Annotated in this window: 24 protein-coding genes and 2 pseudogenes; 21 read left to right on the top strand and 5 right to left on the bottom strand. The window is 71.7% G+C overall.

Annotated features, from left to right (window positions below; translation table 11 throughout):
- On the top strand, positions 1–365 hold a 365-nt coding region (locus KME75_RS43690; RefSeq protein ID WP_372452670.1), incomplete at its 5' end, for a transposase.
- 215 nt (positions 366–580) lie between these two features.
- Positions 581–775 (top strand): integrase core domain-containing protein, encoded by a 195-nt coding sequence (locus KME75_RS26725; RefSeq protein ID WP_372452671.1) that lies wholly within the window; start codon positions 581–583, stop codon positions 773–775.
- A gap of 155 nt (positions 776–930) precedes the next feature.
- On the opposite strand, the pseudogene KME75_RS26730 reads toward KME75_RS26725, so the two are convergent.
- Positions 931–1,116, bottom strand: a pseudogene (locus tag KME75_RS26730) (IS5/IS1182 family transposase); the annotation flags it as partial.
- A 122-nt stretch (positions 1,117–1,238) separates the two neighbouring features.
- Here KME75_RS26730 and KME75_RS26735 point away from each other — a divergent pair.
- The 4 genes from KME75_RS26735 to KME75_RS26745 all read left to right on the top strand — a co-directional run bounded on the left by KME75_RS26735 (position 1,239) and on the right by KME75_RS26745 (position 3,498).
- Positions 1,239–1,382: a hypothetical protein gene (locus tag KME75_RS26735; protein WP_219417646.1), complete on the top strand. Its 144-nt coding sequence runs from the start codon at positions 1,239–1,241 to the stop codon at positions 1,380–1,382.
- A gap of 94 nt (positions 1,383–1,476) precedes the next feature.
- Positions 1,477–1,599 carry a hypothetical protein gene (locus KME75_RS45175; protein ID WP_281424708.1) on the top strand — a complete coding sequence of 41 codons (123 nt, stop codon included), beginning with the start codon at positions 1,477–1,479 and terminating at the stop codon, positions 1,597–1,599.
- On the top strand, positions 1,596–2,339 hold the full coding sequence (locus tag KME75_RS46135; RefSeq protein WP_308283106.1) for a multicopper oxidase domain-containing protein: 744 nt from the start codon (positions 1,596–1,598) through the stop codon (positions 2,337–2,339). The genes KME75_RS45175 and KME75_RS46135 overlap by 4 nt, the downstream gene beginning before the upstream one ends.
- Positions 2,340–2,364: 25 nt before the next feature.
- On the top strand, positions 2,365–3,498 hold the full coding sequence (locus tag KME75_RS26745) for a multicopper oxidase family protein (protein WP_219417647.1): 1,134 nt from the start codon (positions 2,365–2,367) through the stop codon (positions 3,496–3,498).
- Positions 3,499–3,669: 171 nt separating this feature from the next.
- Here KME75_RS26745 and KME75_RS26750 read toward each other — a convergent pair whose 3' ends face one another.
- Positions 3,670–3,978, bottom strand: a complete 309-nt coding sequence (locus KME75_RS26750; protein ID WP_219417648.1) for a hypothetical protein — start codon at positions 3,976–3,978, stop codon at positions 3,670–3,672.
- A gap of 265 nt (positions 3,979–4,243) precedes the next feature.
- Here KME75_RS26750 and KME75_RS26755 point away from each other — a divergent pair, with 265 nt between their 5' ends.
- The 11 genes from KME75_RS26755 (at position 4,244) to KME75_RS26805 (ending at position 16,190) form a co-directional block, all read left to right on the top strand.
- Positions 4,244–4,849, top strand: a complete 606-nt coding sequence (locus KME75_RS26755; RefSeq protein ID WP_219417649.1) for a TetR/AcrR family transcriptional regulator — start codon at positions 4,244–4,246, stop codon at positions 4,847–4,849.
- Between the two features lie 245 nt (positions 4,850–5,094).
- The gene (locus KME75_RS26760) at positions 5,095–5,277 is read left to right on the top strand and encodes a hypothetical protein (protein WP_219417650.1); all 183 of its coding nucleotides are present in this window, start codon (positions 5,095–5,097) and stop codon (positions 5,275–5,277) included.
- Positions 5,278–5,362: 85 nt separating this feature from the next.
- Positions 5,363–6,415, top strand: a complete 1,053-nt coding sequence (locus KME75_RS26765; RefSeq protein WP_219417651.1) for an ABC transporter substrate-binding protein — start codon at positions 5,363–5,365, stop codon at positions 6,413–6,415.
- Positions 6,400–7,338: an ABC transporter permease gene (locus KME75_RS26770; protein ID WP_219417652.1), complete on the top strand. Its 939-nt coding sequence runs from the start codon at positions 6,400–6,402 to the stop codon at positions 7,336–7,338. The genes KME75_RS26765 and KME75_RS26770 overlap by 16 nt, the downstream gene beginning before the upstream one ends.
- Entirely contained in the window at positions 7,335–8,141 is an 807-nt protein-coding gene (locus tag KME75_RS26775) for an ABC transporter permease (RefSeq protein ID WP_219417653.1), read from the top strand. The genes KME75_RS26770 and KME75_RS26775 overlap by 4 nt, the downstream gene beginning before the upstream one ends.
- Positions 8,142–8,161: 20 nt before the next feature.
- Complete coding sequence (locus KME75_RS26780; RefSeq protein WP_219417654.1) at positions 8,162–9,274, top strand: ABC transporter ATP-binding protein; 1,113 nt, start codon at positions 8,162–8,164, stop codon at positions 9,272–9,274.
- A gap of 74 nt (positions 9,275–9,348) precedes the next feature.
- Positions 9,349–10,518 (top strand): acyl-CoA dehydrogenase family protein, encoded by a 1,170-nt coding sequence (locus tag KME75_RS26785; RefSeq protein ID WP_219417655.1) that lies wholly within the window; start codon positions 9,349–9,351, stop codon positions 10,516–10,518.
- Positions 10,515–12,617, top strand: a complete 2,103-nt coding sequence (locus tag KME75_RS26790) for an acetate--CoA ligase family protein (RefSeq protein ID WP_219417656.1) — start codon at positions 10,515–10,517, stop codon at positions 12,615–12,617. The genes KME75_RS26785 and KME75_RS26790 overlap by 4 nt, the downstream gene beginning before the upstream one ends.
- Positions 12,614–13,375: an SDR family NAD(P)-dependent oxidoreductase gene (locus tag KME75_RS26795; protein ID WP_219417657.1), complete on the top strand. Its 762-nt coding sequence runs from the start codon at positions 12,614–12,616 to the stop codon at positions 13,373–13,375. Before KME75_RS26790 ends, KME75_RS26795 begins: the two co-directional genes overlap by 4 nt.
- Positions 13,372–15,006, top strand: coding sequence for a 5-guanidino-2-oxopentanoate decarboxylase (locus KME75_RS26800; RefSeq protein ID WP_219417658.1), 1,635 nt, complete (start codon positions 13,372–13,374; stop codon positions 15,004–15,006). Before KME75_RS26795 ends, KME75_RS26800 begins: the two co-directional genes overlap by 4 nt.
- Positions 15,003–16,190, top strand: a complete 1,188-nt coding sequence (locus KME75_RS26805) for a Glu/Leu/Phe/Val dehydrogenase dimerization domain-containing protein (protein ID WP_219417659.1) — start codon at positions 15,003–15,005, stop codon at positions 16,188–16,190. Before KME75_RS26800 ends, KME75_RS26805 begins: the two co-directional genes overlap by 4 nt.
- Before the next feature lie 122 nt (positions 16,191–16,312).
- On the opposite strand, the gene KME75_RS26810 is transcribed toward KME75_RS26805, so the two are convergent.
- Positions 16,313–17,050 carry an aspartate/glutamate racemase family protein gene (locus KME75_RS26810; protein ID WP_219417660.1) on the bottom strand — a complete coding sequence of 246 codons (738 nt, stop codon included), beginning with the start codon at positions 17,048–17,050 and terminating at the stop codon, positions 16,313–16,315.
- A gap of 19 nt (positions 17,051–17,069) precedes the next feature.
- A complete protein-coding gene (locus KME75_RS26815) occupies positions 17,070–18,590 on the bottom strand; it encodes an NCS1 family nucleobase:cation symporter-1 (protein ID WP_219417661.1) in 1,521 nt (506 codons plus the stop codon).
- Between the two features lie 118 nt (positions 18,591–18,708).
- Between KME75_RS26815 and KME75_RS26820 the strand changes: the two genes are divergently transcribed.
- From KME75_RS26820 to KME75_RS26830, 4 genes and pseudogenes are all read left to right on the top strand, one after another.
- Positions 18,709–18,960 carry a fibronectin type III-like domain-contianing protein gene (locus KME75_RS26820; protein ID WP_219417662.1) on the top strand — a complete coding sequence of 84 codons (252 nt, stop codon included), beginning with the start codon at positions 18,709–18,711 and terminating at the stop codon, positions 18,958–18,960.
- The gene (locus tag KME75_RS26825; protein ID WP_219417663.1) at positions 18,936–19,784 is read left to right on the top strand and encodes a family 1 glycosylhydrolase; all 849 of its coding nucleotides are present in this window, start codon (positions 18,936–18,938) and stop codon (positions 19,782–19,784) included. Before KME75_RS26820 ends, KME75_RS26825 begins: the two co-directional genes overlap by 25 nt.
- A pseudogene (locus KME75_RS43695) lies at positions 19,688–19,906 on the top strand (family 1 glycosylhydrolase); the annotation flags it as partial. The gene KME75_RS26825 and the pseudogene KME75_RS43695, both read left to right, overlap by 97 nt.
- Positions 19,907–20,090: 184 nt before the next feature.
- Complete coding sequence (locus tag KME75_RS26830; protein ID WP_219417664.1) at positions 20,091–20,249, top strand: hypothetical protein; 159 nt, start codon at positions 20,091–20,093, stop codon at positions 20,247–20,249.
- Here KME75_RS26830 and KME75_RS26835 read toward each other — a convergent pair.
- Positions 20,242–21,092, bottom strand: an 851-nt coding sequence (locus tag KME75_RS26835) for an MFS transporter (RefSeq protein ID WP_219417665.1), incomplete at its 5' end; no start/stop codon positions are given. The genes KME75_RS26830 and KME75_RS26835 overlap by 8 nt on opposite strands.

Raw genomic sequence — 21,092 nt, forward strand, 5'->3', positions numbered from 1 at the left:
CCCTGTTCCCCGGCGCCCGCCAAGTCTTTCGACTGCGCCGCGACGTCGGTGGCCTGGACGGCATCTGGGACACCAAGGAGATCATCCACGGGATCACCAGCCTGCCCGCCGATCTCGCCAGCCCCGCACACCTCAACCACTACCAACGCCAACACTGGACCGTGGAAAATCGTCTGCATTGGACCCGCGACGTCACCTTCGCCGAAGACTCCTCGCAGGTCAGAACCGGTACGGCGCCGCGGACCCTCGCCAGCTTCCGCAACCTGGCGATCAACACCTTCCGCCTCGCCGGCCGCGCCAACCTCGCCCACGCCCGACGCGACCTCCACGACCACGCCGCCGCCTTCGCGGTCTTCGGAATCTAACAACAAACGATCAAACCGGACAAAGATCTACAACGCCGGGGCCCTGACGATCACCTACACCGCCCGACGCATCGCAGAAGGGAAGACCAAAAAGGAAATCCTGCGTTGCCTGAAACGGCTCTTGATACGCGAAATCTATCAGACAATCGTCGCACCATACAAGACAGAGGATCTCGCGCCTGCGGCTTGACAACTATAGGAGCATCAACGCGATGATGGAATCGTTCTGGGGAACGATGCAACTCGAGCTACTCGACTCGAAAGCATGGCAGACACGCGACGAACTTGCCAACGCGATGTTCGAGTGGATAGAGTGCTGGTACAACACAAAGAGACGCCACTCCGGTGTCGGAATGCACAGCCCCGCCACGTTTGAAGCCCTGCACACGCGGTCAGACCAAGATCACTGACCCCACACCGCAGGTGTCCGTGCTACGGGGGGAACGTCAGCTCCCGCAACCGCAGGCCCGCACCCCACCACCACGTCGGGAAGATCACCAGTCGCGAACCCGCCATCACCCCACGCCAACAACGCACAGGTTAAAGATCAAGATAAGAGCGTGTTTCAGAATGTCGTCTTGAGCCGCCGGTAGCAGATCAAGGTGCATTCGAGCTGGAGCGGGCCGAGGTGGATGTCGGGACGCCGCTCGTAGCGGGTTCGGAGCCGTGTGAAGGCGTGCAGCCAGGCGAAGCCTCGTTCGACGACCGAGCGGATCTTGCCCAGCCCGGAGCCGTGCGCGGGCGGGCGCTTGAGCGGTCCTTGAGCCCGTCGAGGTCCTCGTCCTCCTGGCGGCGCTTCCACCGGAACCGCGCCCGTGACCTGTGCCATGGCCGGCTTGAGGTCAACCCGACTCGAAGTTCGAGGATCAGGCCGTGACCATCGAGTACACGCTGCCCGACCTGCTCTACGACTACGGCGCCCTCGCCCCGCACATCGCCACCGCCACCACCGTCCAGGGCTCCGGCTGGGCCGTCCTCGGCTGGGACAGGAGGACGCCTCATGGTCACCGCAGCTGACCGGTTCCGGCCGGCCGCGTCGGTCCGATCCGATGCCGCGCATCGGACGAGGCTCAGTGGCTGGGTTCTGCGGGCCGTCGTCAGCGCACACGTGGTGGCGATCGTCGGTCAGCCGGTGTTCGCCGGCGTGTATCTGAGCGGTGACTTCGACGGCTTGCGCTGGCACACGACCGGCGCCGACGCCGTCTCCTCCATCGGTTCGGCTACCTGCAGGTGATCGCGGCGACCGTGGTCTGGGTTCGGCTGCGTCGGGTCTGGCCGTTCCTTGCCACGTTGGCCGTGGTGGCGGCCGAGACGGTGCAGTACTTCGCCGGGATGGCCGGCGCGCTGTGGTTGCACATCCCGCTGGGGGTGATGACCATCGTCGCGCTCGTCGTGCTGTTCATCGCCGTGTGGCGCCGGCCCCTCCGGCGGCGACCGCAGCCCCCGCCCGAGCGGGTGCAGACCGTGGAGGAGCCGGAACAGCAGGAAGCCGACGAGCGTGAGCACCATGACGACCGATCCGGCCCTGCCCATGCGATGACCAGGCGCCAGGTGCTGGGCATCGGCGGGGCGCTCGGGCTGATGGCGGCCACCGGGCTGTCGGCCTCGGCCGCACTCTCCCGCCGCCCGCCGTTCACCGGTGCCGAACTGCGCAGCGCCGTGCCGCTGCCGCCCGCGTTCCAGGTGCCGTTGCCACTTCCCTCCGTGCTGGCACGGGTCAACATCTCGGGCGGTGTCGACCGTTACGAGATCACCCAGCGCGAAGCGATCGTGGAGATCCTGCCCGGTGTCAGGACGCGGCTGTGGACGTACGAGGGCACCTTCCCGGGACCGACGATCGAGTCGCGCCGCGGCCGGCCGATCACCGTCACGCATCGCAACGACCTGCCCGTGCCGACCGTCATGCACCTGCACGGCGGACGGACCCCGGCAGATTCCGACGGGTACCCGACCGACCGACCTCGTCCTGCCTGAGGGTTGGCCGGACGTCGCCCACGTCATGCAGACCGGCCAGGGCGGGCACGGCCTCGGGCATGGCATGCACGATCCGCGGGCGGTGCCGACGAAGCTGACGCGGGACTACACGTTCCCGCTGGACCAGCGGGCGGCGCTGCTGTGGTACCACGACCACCGGATGGACTTCACCGCCCCCGCGGTCTGGCGGGGCCTCGCCGGGCTGCAGATCGTGCGCGACGATGCCGAGGACTCGCTCGGCCTGCCTGCGGGGCGGCGCGAACTGCCTCTCATGATCGCGGACCGTGCGTTCGCCGCCGACGGCAGCCTCGACTACCCCTCCCTCGACCCCACCCTGCGTGAGCGGCCGGGCGTTCGCGGGCCCTATCTCGCCGGAGTACTCGGTGATGTGATCTTGGTCAACGGCGCCCCATGGCCCGTGCACGAGGTCGACGCAGCCCGGTACCGGCTGCGCATCCTGAACGCCTCGAACGCCCGGCACTACGAACTCGAAGCGGTCAGTGACGACGGACGCCGGCTGGATCTCGTCCAGGTCGGCGCCGACCAGGGACTGCTCGCGGCGCCGGTCACCCACCGGCTCCTGCCGATCGCGCCGGCCGAACGCTACGACGTGATCATCGACTTCTCCGGCGTCCCGGTCGGCAGCCGTGTCAGAGTCGTCAACCGGCTGGGCTCCGGGCGTACCCGCGACGTGATGGCCTTTCGGGTCGCACGCAACGCCACCGACGACAGCCGCATCCCACGCACCCTCTCGAACGATCTGCCGATCTGGCGCAGGTCGGACGCCGTCAGGGTGCGCGACTTCTCCTTCCGTACTGGGCGAATGCGCGGCGATCACGGATGGCTGATCGGCGGGCTACCGTTCGACCCCGCCCGCTCCGATGTCACCGTCCGTCTCGGCGATGTCGAGGTGTGGCGGCTGGTCGCCGACGTCCACCATCCCGTCCACCTGCATCTGGTCGGCTTCCGGGTGTTCTCGCGCAGCGGCCGGCCGCCGCTGCCCCACGATGCGGGCCTCAAGGACACCGTCTCATTGCGGCCGGGCGAATCGGCGGAGATCATCACCCGTTTCGACGGCTACCGCGGCCGCAATCTCTTCCACTGCCACAACGCCGAACACGAAGACATGGGAATGATGGCCAACTTCGAAGTTGTCTAACACCGGGGGACCGTCCGCCACTATCGGCACTCGGCACCAGTGGTGGTGCTCAGCAATGCGACGAGTGGGCTTTCTGCGCGCGCCGCCCCCGGTGTGGGCGGCGGAAGAGCCGGCGGCTCCCGCTTGCGCATCTCGGAGACCGGCTCATCGTCGCGGCGCGGACCGCCTGGATCAGGCCGCGTCGACCCGTACCGTTTCGAGTCCGTCCCGTACCAGCCCCAAGATCGCCTCCGCGGTGTCCTCCAGTACGAGCACACACCCGCGGCCTCCCGCAAGGGCGCCGAGCAGCCGCAGCGTGCCCTCGCCGGCCAGCAGCGGCGAACCCGCAACCGGATCGCCCGCCCGATGCCACGCCGGGACGAGCCACCGCAGGCTCGACCGGAACGCAGCCAGGCTCGGATCATCGAGCACGGCCGCGCATTCCCGGCTGCGCAGCGCAGACAGGAGCGCCTCCCAGCGCCCGATATGCCACCGGGACACCCGACGGTACGGCGCGCCCGACGAAGGCCCGCATCCCGCGCGCACGGCGGCCTCGGCGCACCGCACCCGGAGGCGGGACGGCTGAACGCCAGGTGAACTCCCCGGGTGTGACGGTCGAGCGATCGGCGCGGAAGCTCCGACGCAAGTTCAGGAGGGCCCGCGTGCTCGATCGCTTCCTGGTGAGCTGCCGGCCGGACCCGTGCATAATCCTTGACTGAGCCGTCAGACGACGGGGGAGGTTCGGTCAGAGTGTGATGGGGGTCGGATGCCGAGGGTCAGCGTCGAAGCCGAGCGGCGTGAGCAGATCCTGGCCGCGGCCTGCGAGGTGGTCTCGGAGATGGGGTTCAAATCTCTGCGGGTGGCCGATGTGGCCAAGCGGGTGAGGATGAGCACCGGCACCGTGCACTACTACTTCGACACGAAGCGCGATCTGATGCACGCCGCGTTCGAGTACAACTTCGAGCGTTCGCTGAAGCGACGGCAGCCGCTGCTCGAGGCGCATTCGGACCCGCGGCAGCGGCTGCGCGCATTCGTCGACTCCTACCTCCCCGCCGATGCCGATACCGTCAAGGCGTGGCACGTCTGGGCGGAGCTGTGGGTAGAGGCACTGCACGAACCTGACCTGCAGGAACTGAACGAGCGCGTCTACGGCGAATGGCGCCGGATCGTCGCCTCCGTCATCCGTGACGGCCAGGGTGCGGGGCAGTTCCGGACCGGCGACGCCGTGCTGCTGGCCAACGCGTTGATCGGCTTGATCGACGGGCTCGCGCTGCAGGTCCTGCTGGGTTCGCACAGCATGACGCTCGGCCGGATGCGCGCGGTCTGCGACGAGATGCTGCACGCTCTCGAATCCACGTCGTCCCACCCGTGACGCGCTGACGTTCCCTCGCCTGCCTGCCGGCGCGTCCCGGGCCGGCGCCCCGGCTCCGTCCCACGTGCTCGGCCGCCGTCGCGACCGCTGTGCGCTCCGGCCGGCGGGGGTGGCGTCCATCCCGTGCTTGACAGCGGCGGCGAGTGGCGTCAATCTTCGAGCTGACTGACGCGACAATCAACTTTGGAGGCCGGGTGCGCGACCGGGAACGAGCTCTCGCTGCGGTGGCTGCAGTCGGAGCTGTCATGCTCGGGTCCGCATGCGGCAGTGGGGTGGCCGGGGACGGCGCCGAGGAACCGAGCGCCGTGGCCGAGCTGCCCGTCGCCCCGGGCAGTGCCGCGGAGCCCGCGGCGGTCATCGACCACGGCTACCGGGCCGAGCACGACGACGCCGTTCCCGAGCGGCTGACCGAATGGGTCGCGCAGTAGCTCCACGCCGAGCTCCGAGGGGTCGCCTGCAGCGGCCCCGTGCAGTACCTGACGCGTCTATCAACGAGGAGGACGAGTGCGCCACGTGAAGCGGGTTGCCACGGCCGCAGCGGCGGCAAGTGCAGTGACGCTCCTGGCCGCGTGCGGCGGCGCAGCGGCCGAGGGCGACGGCGGCAAGGAACTGACCGTCGTCATGTGGGGCGGTGCCGACCAGGAGACCCCCGTCTCGGCCGGCGTGCAGCCGTGGGCCGACGCGGCGGGTGTGACCGTGAAGCAGGACTCCCCGAGCGACTACGCGAAGTTCCGGGCCCAGGTGGAGTCGGGGCGGGTCGCCTGGGACGTGGTCGAGGTCGAGCCGAACTTCGCCCACACCGCCTGCACGAACGGCTGGGCGGTGAAGCTCGACGCCACCACCGTCGACACCTCGTTGGTCGATCCCGAGACGGTCGGCGAATGCGGTGCCCCGCTCCTGGAGTACGCGTTCACGATCGGCTACAACACCGAGGCGTTCTCGGTCGAGAACCACCCGAGGACGTGGGCGGAGTTCTTCGACACGGAGCAGTTCCCGGGGAAGCGGGGTTTCTGGAAGTACGCGACGGGGGCGATGTTCGAGGCGGCGTTGCTGGCCGACGGGGTGGCGCCGGGGGAGCTGTACCCGTTGGACATCGATCGGGCGTTCCGGAAGCTGGACACGATCAAGGACGAGATCGTCTTCTACGAGACCGGTGAGCAGCAGCAGCAGTTGGTGGCCAGCGGCGAGGTGCCGCTGATCCAGGCGTGGAACGGACGGATCTTCTCCGCGGCCCAGGAGGGCCAGCCCGTCGCGAACGAGTGGAACGAGCACCTGCTGTCCTACGACCAGGTCGTGATCCCGAACGGTTCGCCGAACGCGGATCTCGCCCAGGAATGGATCGCCTGGTATCTCGAGAACCCGAAGGCGCAGGCGGACTACGCCAACGCGGTGGCCTACGGCCCGGTCAACGACGCGGCGCTCGAGTTCGTCGAGCCGGACGTCCTGGAGGAGCTCCCCGGCGCCCCGGAGAACGCCGCGAAGCGTGCGGCGGTCATCGACTACGGCTACTGGGCCGAGCACTACGACGCCGTCTCCGAGCGGTTGAACGAATGGGCGGCGAGGTGAGCGTCACGGTCGCGGCGCCGGACCGGGCGGCCGGTCGGCGGAGCCCCGGCCAGGACGGTCCACCGCTGTCCGACGACCCCGGGCGCAGGCGGCGCGGCGTCGACGGCTGGGGCCTGCTGATCCTGCCGATCGTCGCCTTCCTCCTGCTCGTCCTCGTCGCCCCGTTGGTGCTGGTGCTCGCCCGCAGCGTCACCGACCCGCAACCCGGCCTCACCAACTACGCCGACTTCTTCGGGTCGCCGGTCTACCTGGACGTCCTGCTCAACACGTTCCGCATCTCCGGCCTCGTCACGGCCGTCACGCTGCTGCTGGGCTTCCCCTACGCGTACCTGATGACCCTGGCCTCCCCGTTCTGGCGCGGGGTGATGCTGGTGGCCGTCCTGGTGCCGTTCTGGACCAGCCTGCTGGTCCGCACGTTCGCCTGGGTACTGATGCTCGGCGACGCCGGTGTCGTCAACGAGACGCTGATCGGCCTGGGCATCCTCGACGAGCCGATCTCCATGATCCGCAACCTCACCGGCGTCGTCATCGGGATGGTGCAGATCATGCTGCCGTTCGCGGTGCTCCCGCTGTTCGCCACCATGCGCGGGATCGACCGCCGCCTCGTCCAGGCCGCCGAAGGCCTCGGAGCCAGGCCGATCCAGGCGTTCTGGCCGATCTACGCCCCGCTGACGCTGCCGGGGGTCGCGGCTGCCGCGCTGTTGGTCTTCATCTCGTCGCTGGGCTTCTACATCACTCCCGCGCTGCTCGGCGGCCCGCAGGACATGATGCTCGGCGAGCTCATCGTGGAGCAGCTGTCCGGGGTGCTGCGGTGGGGGTTCGCCTCCACGCTCGCCGTCGTGCTCCTCGTCGTCACCGCGGCGCTGCTGGTGCTGGTCTCCCGGATCGTCTCCCTCGGCAAGCTCGTGGGAGATGGCCGATGACCTCCCGGCGCATCGTCCGCGGCGCGCTGGTCGCGCTCGCCGTCCTGACGGCGCTCTACCTCGTGGCGCCGGTGTTCGTCGTCGTCCCGATGTCGTTCAACGACAGCGCGTTCCTCGAGTTCCCGCCGCAGGAGTGGTCGCTGCGGTGGTACGAGTCCTACCTCGAGGACGCGACGTGGATCGACGGCACCGTCAACAGCGTCGTGATCGGGCTGATGGTCACCGTGGCCTCCGTCGTGCTCGGGGTGCTCGCCGCACTGGCGATGGTCCGGGGGCGCTATCCGCTGCGCGCGCTGGTCAGCGGGCTGGTCCTCGCCCCGGTGCTCGTGCCGTACGTGATCATCGGCCTGGCCGTCTACGCGGCCTTCCTGCGCCTCGGCCTCACCCAGACCACGCTGGGGTTCGTCCTGGTGCACACCGCGCTCGCGGTGCCGTTCGTGGTGATCAACGTTTCGTCGGCGCTGGTGAGGTTCGACCGGCACCTGGAGATGGCCGCGATGAGCCTGGGGGCCGGGCGGATCAGCACCTTCGTCCGGATCACGCTGCCGGTGATCGCGCCCAGCGTGCTGTCCGGGGCGCTGTTCGCGTTCATCACCTCGTTCGACGAGGTCGTGGTCAGCGTCTTCCTCGCCGGGCCGGACCTGACCACGCTCCCCGTGGAGATGTGGAGCGGGATCCGCGTCCAGATCGACCCGACCGTCGCGGCCGTGTCCACGATGTTGCTGCTCGTCACCCTCGCGTTGTTCGCCTCGGCCGGCCTGGCGCGGGCGCTGCGGAACCGTCACCTCGACCGGCCGGCCTGACCGGCACCCAGGAGAACGGAATGGACACCACCCCGACCGGCCTCGGTGGGGCCGGCACCGCCATCGACATCCACCACGTGGTGAAGCACTACAAGGGCGCCAGCGCGGTCGACGACGTCACGCTGCACGTCCGGGAGGGGGAGTTCCTCACCCTGCTCGGGGCGAGCGGCTCGGGCAAGTCGACGCTGCTCAACATCCTCGCCGGGTTCGTCGAGCCGACGGCGGGTCGCATCGAGGTGGGCGGCCGGGACATCACCGCCGTCCCGCCGTACCAACGCGGCCTCGGGATGGTGTTCCAGCACTACGCCCTGTTCCCGCACATGTCGGTGTGGGACAACGTCGCCTTCCCGCTGCGGCGCCGCAAGGTGCGCAAGGCCGAGGTCGCCCGGCGCGTGCAGCAGGCGCTCGACCTCGTCGAGCTCGGCGCGCTGGGCAAGCGCCGGCCCGCCCAGCTGTCCGGCGGCCAGCAGCAGCGGGTGGCGCTGGCGCGGGCCATCGTCTTCCGGCCGCAGGCGCTGCTCATGGACGAGCCGCTGGGCGCACTGGACAAGCGCCTGCGTGAGCAGTTGCAGCTGGAGATCAAACGCCTGCACCAGGACCTGGGCAGGACGTTCGTCTTCGTCACCCACGACCAGGAGGAGGCGCTGACGATGTCGGATCGGATCGCCGTGCTCCGCGACGGGAAGCTCGTGCAGGTCGGCACGCCGGAGGACCTCTACGAGCGCCCGCGCAGCCGCTACATCGCCGAGTTCCTGGGCGAGTCGAACATCTTCTCCGGCGACGGTGACGGTGAGCGGTTCGTCGACGCCCGGACGCGGGCCGCGTTCGCGGTCGGCTCCGCGGTGGCCGGCGGGTCCGCGCTCGTCGTCCGCCCGGAGCACCTGCACCTGTCCGCCGAGGGCGGCGACGTCCCCGCCGGCCACAACGGGGTGAGCGGCGTCGTCCGGGACGTGGTGTACCTCGGCAGCGGCCTGCGGATCGAGGTGGCGCTGCCCGACGGGCGCACCGTCGTGGCGCGGGCCGGCACCCGCGGTGAGCTCACCCCTCGGCCCGGGTTGGCCGTGGTGGCCCACTGGCACCCCGACCGCTCGCTCGTGGTCCGCGACGACACGGGCTCCCCGATCGCGGCCTGACCTTCTTCTCCCGTGCTCCGGCGGCTCGTGCTGACGAGCCGCCTCCTGAACCTGCCTGCCTGCAAGGAGAAAGCATGCCCCGCACAGTGCGTGACGGCCTCGATCTCACCGAGGAACAGCACGAGTTCATCGGCCTGGCCCGGGACTTCGCGACGCGGGAGATCCGCCCGCGGGCCCGCGCGGTCGACGAGGCGGACACCGAGTCCCCGATGGATCTGTGGACGAAGGCGGCCGCCCTCGGGCTCAGCTCCTACATGCTGCCCGCCGAGTACGGCGGCGGCGGGGTGACCGACCTGGTCACGCAGTGCCTGGTGCAGGAGGAGCTCTGCTACGGCGACGTCGGCATCGGCAACTTCCTCACCTCGAACGCGTTCTTCGCCGGGCCCGTGGAGGCGCTCGGTTCCGAGGAGCAGAAGAAGCGCTGGCTCACCCCGCTGAGCTTGCAGAACCCGCCGGTGACGGCGGTCGCGGTGACCGAGCCGGGCGTCGGCTCGGACGCGGCGGCGCTGCAGACGCGGGCAGTGCGCGACGGCGACCACTACGTGCTGAGCGGGCAGAAGACCTGGATCTCCAACGCGCCCTATGCGGAGTGGGTCGTCGTCTTCGCCACCGTCGACCCGGCGCTGCGTTCGCGCGGGGTCACCGCGTTCCTCGTCGAACGGGACATGCCCGGCGTCACCATCGGGCGCCCCATGGCGAAGATGGGCCAGCGCGGCATCGTCAACGCCGAGGTCTTCCTCGACGACGTGCGGGTTCCGGTGGGGCACCGGCTCGGGGAGGAGGGCCGGGGCTTCTACGGCCTGATGCGCACGTTCGACGCGTCCCGGATCCTGATCGGCGCCGGCGCGACCGGCCTGTCCCGGGCCGCGCTGGACGCGGCCGTCGCTTACGCGAAGGAGCGGGAGCAGTTCGGCAAGCCGATCATCGAGCACCAGGCCGTGGCGTTCCGGCTGGCCGACATGGCGGCCCGGACCGACGTCTCCCACCTGGTGACGATGCGGGCGGCGCGCCTGTTCGACGTGGGCGAGCCGGTGGCGGCGGAGTCGGCGATCGCCAAGGTGACCGCGTCGGAGAACACCACCTGGGTCACCTCGGCCGCGGTGCAGACCCACGGCGGCTGGGGCTACTCGCGGGAGTACCTCGTGGAGAAGTGGCTGCGCGACGCCAAGCTCGAGGAGCTCGAGGAGGGCACCTCCGACATCCAGCGGTTGATCATCTCCCGGTCGCTGGCGGGTTCGGCGTGACCGACCTGTCCGTCTTCTCCGACCCGCGGTCGGTGGCCGTGGTGGGCGCCTCGGCGGACCCGGCGAAGTGGGGGTACTGGCTGGCGTGCGGGGCGCTGCGCGGCGGGAACCGCCGGGCGGTGCACCTGGTGAACGCGAAATCGGCCGTGATCGAGGGCGTGCCGTCGGTCCCGTCGCTGCGGGACCTGCCCGAGGTGCCCGAGCTCGTGGTGCTCTGCGCGCCGGCCGCCACGATCCCCGACGTGGTGGAGGAGGCGCTCGACCTGGGCGTCCGGGGTTTCCTCGGTATCACGGCGGGCCTCGACGCCGCCGACGGCCGGCCCGGGTTCGAGCGCAGGCTCGCCGAGCGCGTCCGGTCGGCGGGTGCGCGGCTGGTCGGGCCGAACTGCCTGGGGCTCTACGACGCCGCCACTCGGCTCGAGTTGGCGTGGGGGACGTTCGAGCCCGGGAGCCTCGGGATCGTGTCGCAGTCGGGGCAGCTCGGCCTGGAGATCGCCGGGCTCGCTGCCCGTGCCGGGCTGGGGGTCTCCCGGTTCGTCTCGGTGGGCAACCAGGTCGACGTCACCGCGGCCGAGGTGCTCGAGGACCTGGTCGAGCACGAGATGACCCGGGCCGTGGTGCTCTATCTGGAGGAGTTCGCCGACGGGCGCGCGCTGGTGGGCACCCTGAGCCGGCTGCGCCGCGCCGGGAAGCCGGTGGTGGTGCTGACCGTGGGCGCCAGCGAGGCGAGCCGGGCCGCGGCCCGCTCGCACACCGGCGCGCTGACCGCGTCCACCGACGTGGTGGCCGCGGCGTGTCGCGCCGCTGGTGCGGTGCTGGTGGAGACGCCGGCGCAGGCGGTCGACCTGGCGCACCTGTTGCTGGGCAGCCCGCTGCCGCAGGGGCGGCGGGTGGCGATCGTCAGCGACAGCGGCGGCCAGGGCGCGATCGCCGCCGACGCCGTCTCCCGGCGGGGCCTGACGGTGCCCCGGCTGTGCACCGCCACCGCGGGCGCGCTGGCCGCGACCCTGCCCGGCACGGCCGCGGTGACCAACCCGGTCGACCTCGCCGGCGCCGGGGAGCGGGACCTGCGGACCTACGCCCGGGTGGTGGACCTGCTGCTGGGCAGCGACGAGGTCGACGCGGTGATCCTGTCCGGCTACTTCGGCAGCTACGGCTCGGACACCCCGGCCCTGGCGGAGCGCGAGCTCGACGTCGTCGACACGCTCGCCGGGTCGGTGCGCCGCTACGGCAGGCCCGTCGTCGTGCACAGCATGAGCCACGACTCGCCCGCCGTGCGGTCGATGCGCGACCAGGCCGTGCCCACGCTGCCCACCATCGACGGGGTCGCCCGGTCCCTGCGGCTCGCGGTGGACATGAACGACCGCCGGGAGCCCGCTGAGCTCGGCGCCACCGGGCCGACCGACGGCACGGCCGGCGGGAAGTCGCTGACCTACCTCGCGGCCCGGGATCTGATCGCGGCGGCCGGCATCGCGTTCCCGCGCGGCGTCGGGGTGACCGCGGCGGGCGACGTCCGCACGGCCGCAGCCGGGCTGAGGGCCCCGTTCGTGCTCAAGGCGGGGTGGGTCGAGCACAAGACCGAGGTGGGCGGCGTCGCGGTCGGCCTGGCGGATGCCGACGCCGCGGCCGCCGCGTTCCGGGAGATGGCGGCGCGCTTGGGCGACGGGGAGTACGTGCTCGAGGAGCTGGACCGCAGGCCCGACGTCGTCGAGCTCGTCGTCGGTGCCCGCCGCGACCCCTCCTTCGGTCCGCTCGTGCTGGTCGGGCTCGGTGGGGTGCAGGCCGAGCTCTACCGGGACGTCGCGATCGCGCTGGCCCCGGTGCGCGTTCCGGAGGCACTGGCCATGCTCGCGAGCCTGCGGGGCCACGCGGTGTTGCAGGGCTGGCGGGGCAGGCCGCCCGTCGACGTCCTCGCCGCCGCCCGCACCGTGGCCGCGGTGTCGCGGCTGCTCGCCGGGGACGCGAGCGTCGTCGAGTGCGAGATCAACCCGCTGCGGGTCGGCCCGGACGGCGCCGTCGCCGTCGACGCGCTGGTCGTCGCCGCCGTCCCCAGCGATCAACCGCCGGCTGCGGCCGTACTGACGGGAGTCACCCCATGAACGAGTTCACCGGCCGGGTCGCGCTGGTCACCGGCGGCGGATCCGGGATCGGGCGGGCCATCGCCCTGCGCTACGCCGCGGGCGGGGGGACGGTCGCGGTCCTCGGCCGCCGCGCCGAGCCGCTGCGGGAGACCGCGCGGCTCGCCGAGGAGCGCGGCGCCGCGGCCGACGTGATCATCTGCGACGTGCGCGACCCCGCCGCCGTCACCGCGGCGGTGGACGGCCTCGTCGCGCGGCACGGCCGGCTCGACGCGCTGGTCAACAATGCGGCGGGCAACTTCGTCTGCCCCGCAGAGGACCTCTCCCCGAACGGCTGGAAGGCGGTGATCGACATCGTGCTCAACGGCGGCTTCCACTGCACGCGCGCCGCCGCGCAGCACATGCTCGCCGCCGGCCGCGGCAGCATCCTCAACGTCATCGCCACCTACGCCTGGCACGGCCACCCCGGCACCGTGCACAGCGCCGCGGCGAAGGCCGGGGTGCTCGCGATGACCCGCAGCCTCGCCGTGGAGTGGGGCGGGCGCGGGATCCGGGTCAACTGCATCGCGCCCGGCCCGACCGAAGCGGGTGCTCGGCACCGTCCCCGCCGGGCGGTTCACCACGCCGGAGGAGATCGCGGAGTCGGCGGCGTTCCTGCTCGACGACGGGCGCGCGGGTTACGTCAACGGCGAGGTCCTCACCGTCGACGGCGGCCAGTGGCTGGGCAAGGTGGTCTACGCGGACTCCTCGCGGGCCGCCTCGGCGAGGAGCTGACATGAGCCGGATGACCGGCGGAGAGGCCCTCGTCGCGGCGCTCGTCGCCCACGGGGTCGACACCGTGTTCGGGATCCCGGGCACCCACAACCTGGAGATCTACCGGCACCTCGCCGCCCAGCGGGTGCGGCACGTCGGCACCCGGCACGAGCAGGGCGCCGGGTACGCCGCGGACGGCTACGCGCGGACGACCGGCCGCCCCGGCGTGGCCGTCGTGACCAGCGGGCCCGCGGTGCTCAACGCGGCCGCGGCGATCGGGCAGGCCTACTCCGACTCGGTCCCTGTGCTGCTCGTCTCCCCGGGCATGCCGCTGCGGCATCCCGGCCTCGGCAACGGCCTGTTGCACGAGACGAAGGACCAGGCCGGCGCCCTTGCCGCGGTGGCGGCCGCGAGTATCCGGGCCACGAGCGTGTCCGGGATCCCGGTCGCGGTGGCGCAGGCCTTCGCCACGATGACGGCCGGCCGGCCCCGTCCGGTGCACCTGGAGGTGCCGCTCGACGTGCTCGCCGAGACCGGCGAAGCGGTGATCGCCGCGCCGGTGCCGCTCCCCGTCCCCGTCGCTCCTGCGGCGCAGCTCGCCGCGGCCGCCGACCGGCTCGCCGCCGCGGCCCGCGTCGCGATCATCGCCGGTGGCGGGGCCCGCGGCGCGGCCGAGGAGGTGCGCCTGCTGGCCGAGCGGCTCGGCGCCCCGGTCGTCACCACCACCAACGGCAAGGGCGTGCTCGCCGAGGACCACCCGCTCGCGCTCGGCGCCGGGGTGCACCTGCCCGCGGTGCGCGACCTGGTCCAGGAGTCCGACGTGGTCCTGGCCGTCGGCACGGAGCTCGCACCCGCGGACCTGTGGAACGGGCCGCTGCCGCTCGCCGGGCGGCTGGTGCGCCTGGACGTCGACCCGGTGGCGGTGGTGACCAACGCGGTCCCGGACGTCGCCGTGGTGGGGGACGCGGCGGCGAGCCTGCGCGAGCTCGTCAAGCGGGTGCCGGAGCGCGTTCGCGGGGAGGACGCGGCGGCGCGCTGGCGGGACCGCACCCGGGCCGACGCCCGCGCCGAGGGCGCCGAGTGGCTCCCGATCGTCGACGCGCTGGCGTCGGCGCTGCCCCGCGACGCCGTCGTGGCCGCCGACAGCGCGATGATCTGCTACTACGGCGCGCTCGCGAACCTGCCCGCCCACGCGCCGAGCGCGTTCCTCTACCCGACCGGCTACGGCACCCTCGGCTACGGGCTGCCCGCCGCGGTCGGGGCGAAGGTCGCCCACCCCGACCGGCCCGTCGTCGCGCTGCTGGGCGACGGCGGCGTGATGTTCACCGTGGCCGAGCTCGCGACCGCCGCGGCGCTGGGGATTGCGCTCCCGGTCGTCGTCGTCGACAACGGCGGGTACGGCGAGATCCGCAACGAGATGGCCGACCGGGACGACCCCGTGCACTCCGTCACGCTGCCCTCCCCGGACTTCGCGACGCTCGGTCGCTCGCTGGGCTGCCACGGCGTCGCCGTCACCGACGTCACGCAGCTGCCGCAGGCCCTCACCGTCGCGCTCGCGGCGGACCGGCCGACGGTGATCCACGTCCACCACGAGCACGTCCACCACGAGCACGTCCACCACGAGCACGTCCACCACGAGCAAGGAACGAAGATATGAGCCACGAGTCGCTGCTGGAGATCACCTGGACCGACCCGGTCACCGCGCGCAAGGGCTACGTCGTGATCGACACCCTGGTCCGCGGCCTTGCCAGCGGGGGCCTGCGGCTGCGCGCCGGCTGCACGCTGGCGGAGGTGCGCGGCCTCGCGCAGGGGATGACCCGCAAGGAGGCGCTGGTCTACGACCCGGCCGACGCCTACCTCCCGTTCGGTGGGGGCAAGGGCGGCATCGACATCGACCCCGGCGACCCGGAGGCGCCCGCGGTGCTGCGCCGGTTCCTCGGCGCCGTCCGCCCGGTCGTGCGGGAGCAGTGGAACACCGGGGAGGACCTCGGCCTGCGCCAGGAGACCCTGGACAAGGTCGCCGCCGACCTCGGGCTGCCCTCGACCGTCGAGGCGGTCTTCGCCACGATCGACGACGCCGACGCGGCCCGGGCCCGGGCCCGGCTCGCCGAGGCGTTCGCCGTGCACGTCGACGGTGTCTCGCTCGGGGACCTGGTGGGCGGGTACGGGGTCGCGCAGGCCTGCCTGGTGGCCGCCGATCGCTTCGGCGTGCAGCGCACGGGGGCGACCGCGGTCGTGCAGGGGTTCGGCTCCATCGGCGGCGCCGCGGCCCGCTACCTCGCCCGCGCCGGGGTCCGCGTGGTCGCGGTCGCCGACCGGGACGGGCTCGCCCGCAACGACGCCGGCCTCGACGTCGAGGCGCTGCTGGCCGCGCGCGACGGGCTCGGCGTGATCGACCGCGCCGCCCTGCGCCCGGACGACGTGACCGGGGACCGGGACGGCTGGCTGGACGTGCCGTGCGATCTGCTCGTGCCGGTGGCGATGTCCTACGTGATCCGCGAGGAGGACGTCGACCGGATCACCGCGCGCGTGGTGGTGGAGGGAGCCAACATGCCCACCCTGCCCGGGGCCGAGGCCGCGCTGCTGGGCCGCCGCGTGCCCGTCGTGCCCGACTTCCTCGCCAACGTGATGACCAACGCGTGGTGGTGGTGGATCGTGTTCGGCGACGTCGCCCCGACCGCCGAGTCGTCCTTCGACAAGATCGACCGGGTCATGCGGCGCCTGGTGGAGACCGTCGCCGCCGAGTCGGCCGCCACCGGGCGCTCGCTGCGCGAGTGCGCGCTGGCCCTCGCGGCGCACAACGCCGAAGCCGTCGCGGAGCGGGCCGGGATCACCCCCTGACCCGTCCGGAGTGGACCGGGAAAGCACTGATCGCGACGATCCGCCCGCCTGAGACGCCGACCTCGCGCGGCCGCTCCCCGGCCGTCGTCATGATCCGCCGGCCCCGCACCACCAGGTCGTGCCTATCGGGACTCGTCCCCCCATTGCAGCGGGAAGCCGGTCACCCGCTTCGTCCGCGGCGCGGCGTAGGTCCGCACCTTCGATGTCGACAGGCCCAGCCGCACCAGCGACTCGGCCACGGTGACGGCGGCCGGGACTCCGTCGACCACCGGTACCCCGGTCTCGGCGCGCACCTTGTCCTCCAGACCGGCCATGCCGCCGCAACCGAGGCAGATCACCTCGGCGTGGTCGTGCTCGACGGCGAGCCGGGACTGCGCGACGATCGCGGCGATCGCCCGGTCCGGGTCGCGCTCCAGCTCGAGCACCGGCAGCCCGGACGCCCGTACCGAGGCGCAGCGCCGGTCCAGCCCGGCCAGCAGCAGGCGGTCCTCGATCAGCGGCACGGTCCGGTCGAGCGTGGTCACCACCGAGTACCGGTGACCCAGGTACTGCGCGGTCGTCGCGGCCGCCTCGGTGATGTCGACGACCGGGACGTCCAGCATCTCCTGCAGGCCCTCGCGGCCGTGCTCGCCGTAGCCGGCCTGGATGACGGCGTCGAACGGGCCGTCGTAGCGGGCCACCGCGTCCGCGACGCCGACGGCGGCCAGGTAGCTCTCCAGGTTTCCCTCGACCGACTCGGCGCCGAACCGGGGCGTGAGCCCGACGATCTCGGTGCCGGGAGCGGCGACCGCGCGGGCCGAGGCGGCGATGGCCTCGGTGACCGATGCGGTGGTGTTGACGTTGACGACGAGGATCCGCACTGGATCTCCCTCCGTGCTCTCAGTGACCGGACGACGGAACGGCGATCGACTCCCCGGACACCTCGCGGTACTCCCGGCCCCGCGGCGCGACGAGGACGGTGAGCAGCGCGCCGAGCGCGGCGCCGAGGAACCAGCTGAACGGCGCGACGGCGTCCAGCGCCGGGACGAACCCGACCGCCACCGCCACCACGGCCGACGGCACGAACACCGCCACCGCCCGCGGGTTGACGCCCTGCCGGTAGTGGTAGGCGCCGTCCGTGTCCTCGGTGTAGAGCGCGGGGACGTCCACCCGGCCGCGCCGCACCAGCCAGTAATCGGCCATGACGATGCCGAACAGCGGACCGAGCAGCGCTCCGAGCACGCCGAGGAAATACGTGATGACGACCGGGTTGTCGTAGAGGTTCCACGGCTGGATGACCAGGCCCAGCACGGCGCTCAGCACCCCGGCGCGGCGGAAGTTCAGCAGCCGCGGCACCAGGTTGGACAGCGCGTAGCAGGGCGCCACGAAGTTGGCCATCAGGTTGACCGCGACCGTCAGCACCAGCAGCGCGGCCGAGGCGAGCAGCAGCAGCGGGGTGTTCGGGATCGTGTTCACCACGTCGCTCGGGCTGGCGATCACCTGGCTTCCGATCCGGAACTGGCCGCCGGCCAGTACGACGACCACGAACCCGAAGAACAGCGTGTTCGGCAGGATGCCCCAGAAGCTGCCCCGCCGGATCGCCGCCCGGCTCGACGAGCCGCGGGTGAAGTCGCAGAAGTTCAGCACGAAGGTGCCGTAGATCGCGGTCCACAGAGCGGCCCCACCGAGGATGTTCACCCACATCTCGCCGCCGGTGAGCGGTTCGGGCACCGACAGCGCGATCGACCCGCCGGTTTGCCACAGCATCCACCCGGCGAGCGCCGCCAGCGTCACCAGGACAACCGGGCCCGCGATCGCCTCGTACCGGCGAATGCCGTCCATCCCGTGAAGCAGGATGCCGACCTGCACGACCCACAGCACGAGGAAGCAGATCCAGCCCAGCACGGACAGCCCGAGGAACGAGACCCGTTCCAGCGCGGCCGCGCCCGGGACGACCGCAAGGACCATGACCGTCAGCACCAGGGTGGCCAGGTAGGTCTGGATGCCGAACCAGGCGATGGCCACCAGGCCGCGGACGAGCGCGGGGATCTGGGCACCCCGGATCCCGAAGCTGATCCGGCTCATCACCGGGAACGGCAAGCCGGTCCGGTGACCCATGTAGCCCGCGACGACGAGCAGCACGAACAGCAGCAGCGCCCCGATGCCCAGCGACAGCAGGATCTGCCAGGCCCCGAGACCGAGCGCGAACAGGCCGAGGGCGAAGCCGTAGTTGCCGAGGCTGTGTACGTCGACCGCCCACAGCGTGAAGATGTTGTACGCACCCCATTGTCGACCCTCGGCTCGAGTCGGGGCGAGGTCATGGTTGTAGAGCCGGGGGCTGAGACCGTCGGGGATCGGTGGCCCGCTGGCAGGGACGGACGTATCGATCTCAGGGCTCAGGGTCGTTTCGGGTCCCGTCATTGGGCCCCCTCCTCGCGGATTCCACGATGCGGAAGTGCAATCTTGCGTTGCGGAATGACGGTAGGACGCGCTCACGGAGCCGTCAAGCGGTCGACCGGGCGACCGGCAGTCGGCGCCCATGACGAACACCGGCCTGCGAGCGGGCCGCGAGGTCGCGCAGATGTACGTCGGCCGGGAGGAGGACGTGCCCACCCGGCCGCGCGCCCAACTCAAGGGGTTCACCTCGGTGAGCCTCGAACCGGGTGCGTCCCGGCGCGTGGTGCTGCCGTTGGGCGCCCGTGACCTGTCGAATGGAACGCGGCCCACGGGCGGTGGTCCCTGGCCGCCGGAACCTACGTCGTCCGGGTGGCCGCCTCGTCCCTCGACCTGATGCGCGACCTGTGGGCATTGGAGAACGCCGAGGGCTCGCCGATGCGGGAGCGCAGCGGCGACGCGTGCGACAGTTACCACCGCTGGCACGAGGACCTGGACATCGTGCGTGACCTGGGCCTGTACACCTATCGGTTCAGCATCGAATGGTCCCGGATCGAGCCGGCGCGGGGCCACGTGTCCCGCGCCGCTCTGGACCGTTACCGGCGGATGATCGACGGCTGCCTCGAACGGGGGTTGACCCCGATGGTGACGTTGCACCATTTCACCAGCCCCCTCTGGTTCCACCAGGGCGGAGGCTGGACGGGTCCGGAGTCGGCTGAGCTGTTCGCGGCTTACACCCGCGCGGTGTCGCCGATCCTCGACGGTGTGGGCTGGGTCTGCACGATCAACGAGCCGAACATGCTCGCCATGGTGCGTGCCATGCGGACCCAGGGCCATGCCGAGAGCGTCGCCGGTGCCCTGCCCGCGCCCGAGCAGTCGCTGGTGAACGCGCTGGTGACGGCGCATCGCGCGGCGCGCGAGGAACTGTCCGCGGTGCCGGGGCTGTGGTCGGGCTGGACCGTCGCCAATCAGAACTTCCAGGCCGTGCCGGGCGCGGGCCGCCGCCCGGGCGTGGGCGCGAGGACCAGTTCATCGACGCAGCCAAGGGGGACGACTTCATCGGTGTGCAGGCCTACACCCGGTTGCGTATCGGCCCGACCGGTCCGGTGGCCGCCCCGGAGGGCGTGCGACGGACCCAGACCGGGTGGGAGTACTACCCCGACGCGCTGGAAGGCGCCATCCGGCACACCGCCTCGCGCATCGACACCCCGATCGTGGTGACGGAGAACGGCATCGCGACCGACGACGACGAGCGCGTGGAGTACCTGTCGGGGGCGCTGGCCGGGCTGGAGCGGGCCCTCGCCGAGGGCATCGACGTCCGCGGGTACCTGCACTGGTCGCTGCTCGACAACTACGAGTGGGGGTCGTGGCGGCCGATGTTCGGGCTCGTCGGAGTGGACTCGGGCCACCTTCGCCCGGACGGTCGAGCCCAGCGGACGTTGGTACGCCGCCGCGCTGCGCGCTCGGTCCGCCCGCTGACGAGGGGCAGATCGGCATGGCGGGGGCGGCCTCGCGGTCAGCGTCAGCATGACGAGGACCGCCACGGTTCACAGGTTCGCGGCGTCGGGATGGAGGGACCTGGTGCTGGTCTCCGGCATCCGCGCGATCATCACGAGGGCGGCCAGCGAGACGGCGACGACGTACCAGGCGGGGGCGATCCGGCTCCCGGTCGTCTCGATCAGGTAGATCGACAGCAGCGGAGCGGTGCCGCCGAAGAGGGTGAAGGCCAGGTTGTAGCTGATCGAGGCGCCCGTGTAGCGAGTGCGCGCGGGGAACAGCTCGACGAACGCGGCCCCGGCCGGCCCGAAGAACATGCCGAGGCTGAACGCCAGGAGGCCCTGGCTGATGGTTGCGGTAGCAGGCTGCCCTGTGCGGCGAGCAGGTATGCCGGCACCGCGAACCCGGCGTTCATGATCGCCGCGATCTGCAGTGCGCGGCGCCGACCGATCCGGTCCGACAGCGCCCCGGCGAGCGGGACGGTGACGAAGGTGATCGTCAGTGCGATGCTGTTGGACACCAGGGCCGCGGAGTCGCTCAGTCCGACGGTCACTGTCATGTAGGTGAAGAAGTACCCGGTCAGGGAGTAGTAGCCGAGGCTGGCGACGGCGGCGATGCTGAAGCAGGTTGCCATGGCGCGTGGGTGTTCGCGCAGGACGGTCCGGATCGGGGAGGATTCAACCCGCTTCGTCTCCCTCAGCGCCGTGAAGGCCGGTGTCTCGTGCACACGGGTCCGGATGTACAGGCCGACCAGCGCGAGCGGGGCGCCCAGCAGGAACGGCACCCGCCAACCCCAGGACTCGTAGGTCGCCGTGCTCATCGAGTGCGTGAGTGCCAGGACCAACAGTGCCGCGAGGACCGGGGGCAGGTTCGACCACGTGTAGACGGTGGCCACGAACCGGCCCCGCTTCGGCTGGGGCGAGTGCTCGGCCACGAACGAGTTGGAGCCGATCGTCTCGCCCGCGGCGGACAGCCCCTGCAGCAGGCGGAAGACGACCAGGAGGATCGGCGCCAGAATGCCGATCTGCTGGT

It is taken from the genome of Pseudonocardia nigra, from assembly GCF_019396355.1.
GTDB lineage: Bacteria > Actinomycetota > Actinomycetes > Mycobacteriales > Pseudonocardiaceae > Pseudonocardia > Pseudonocardia nigra.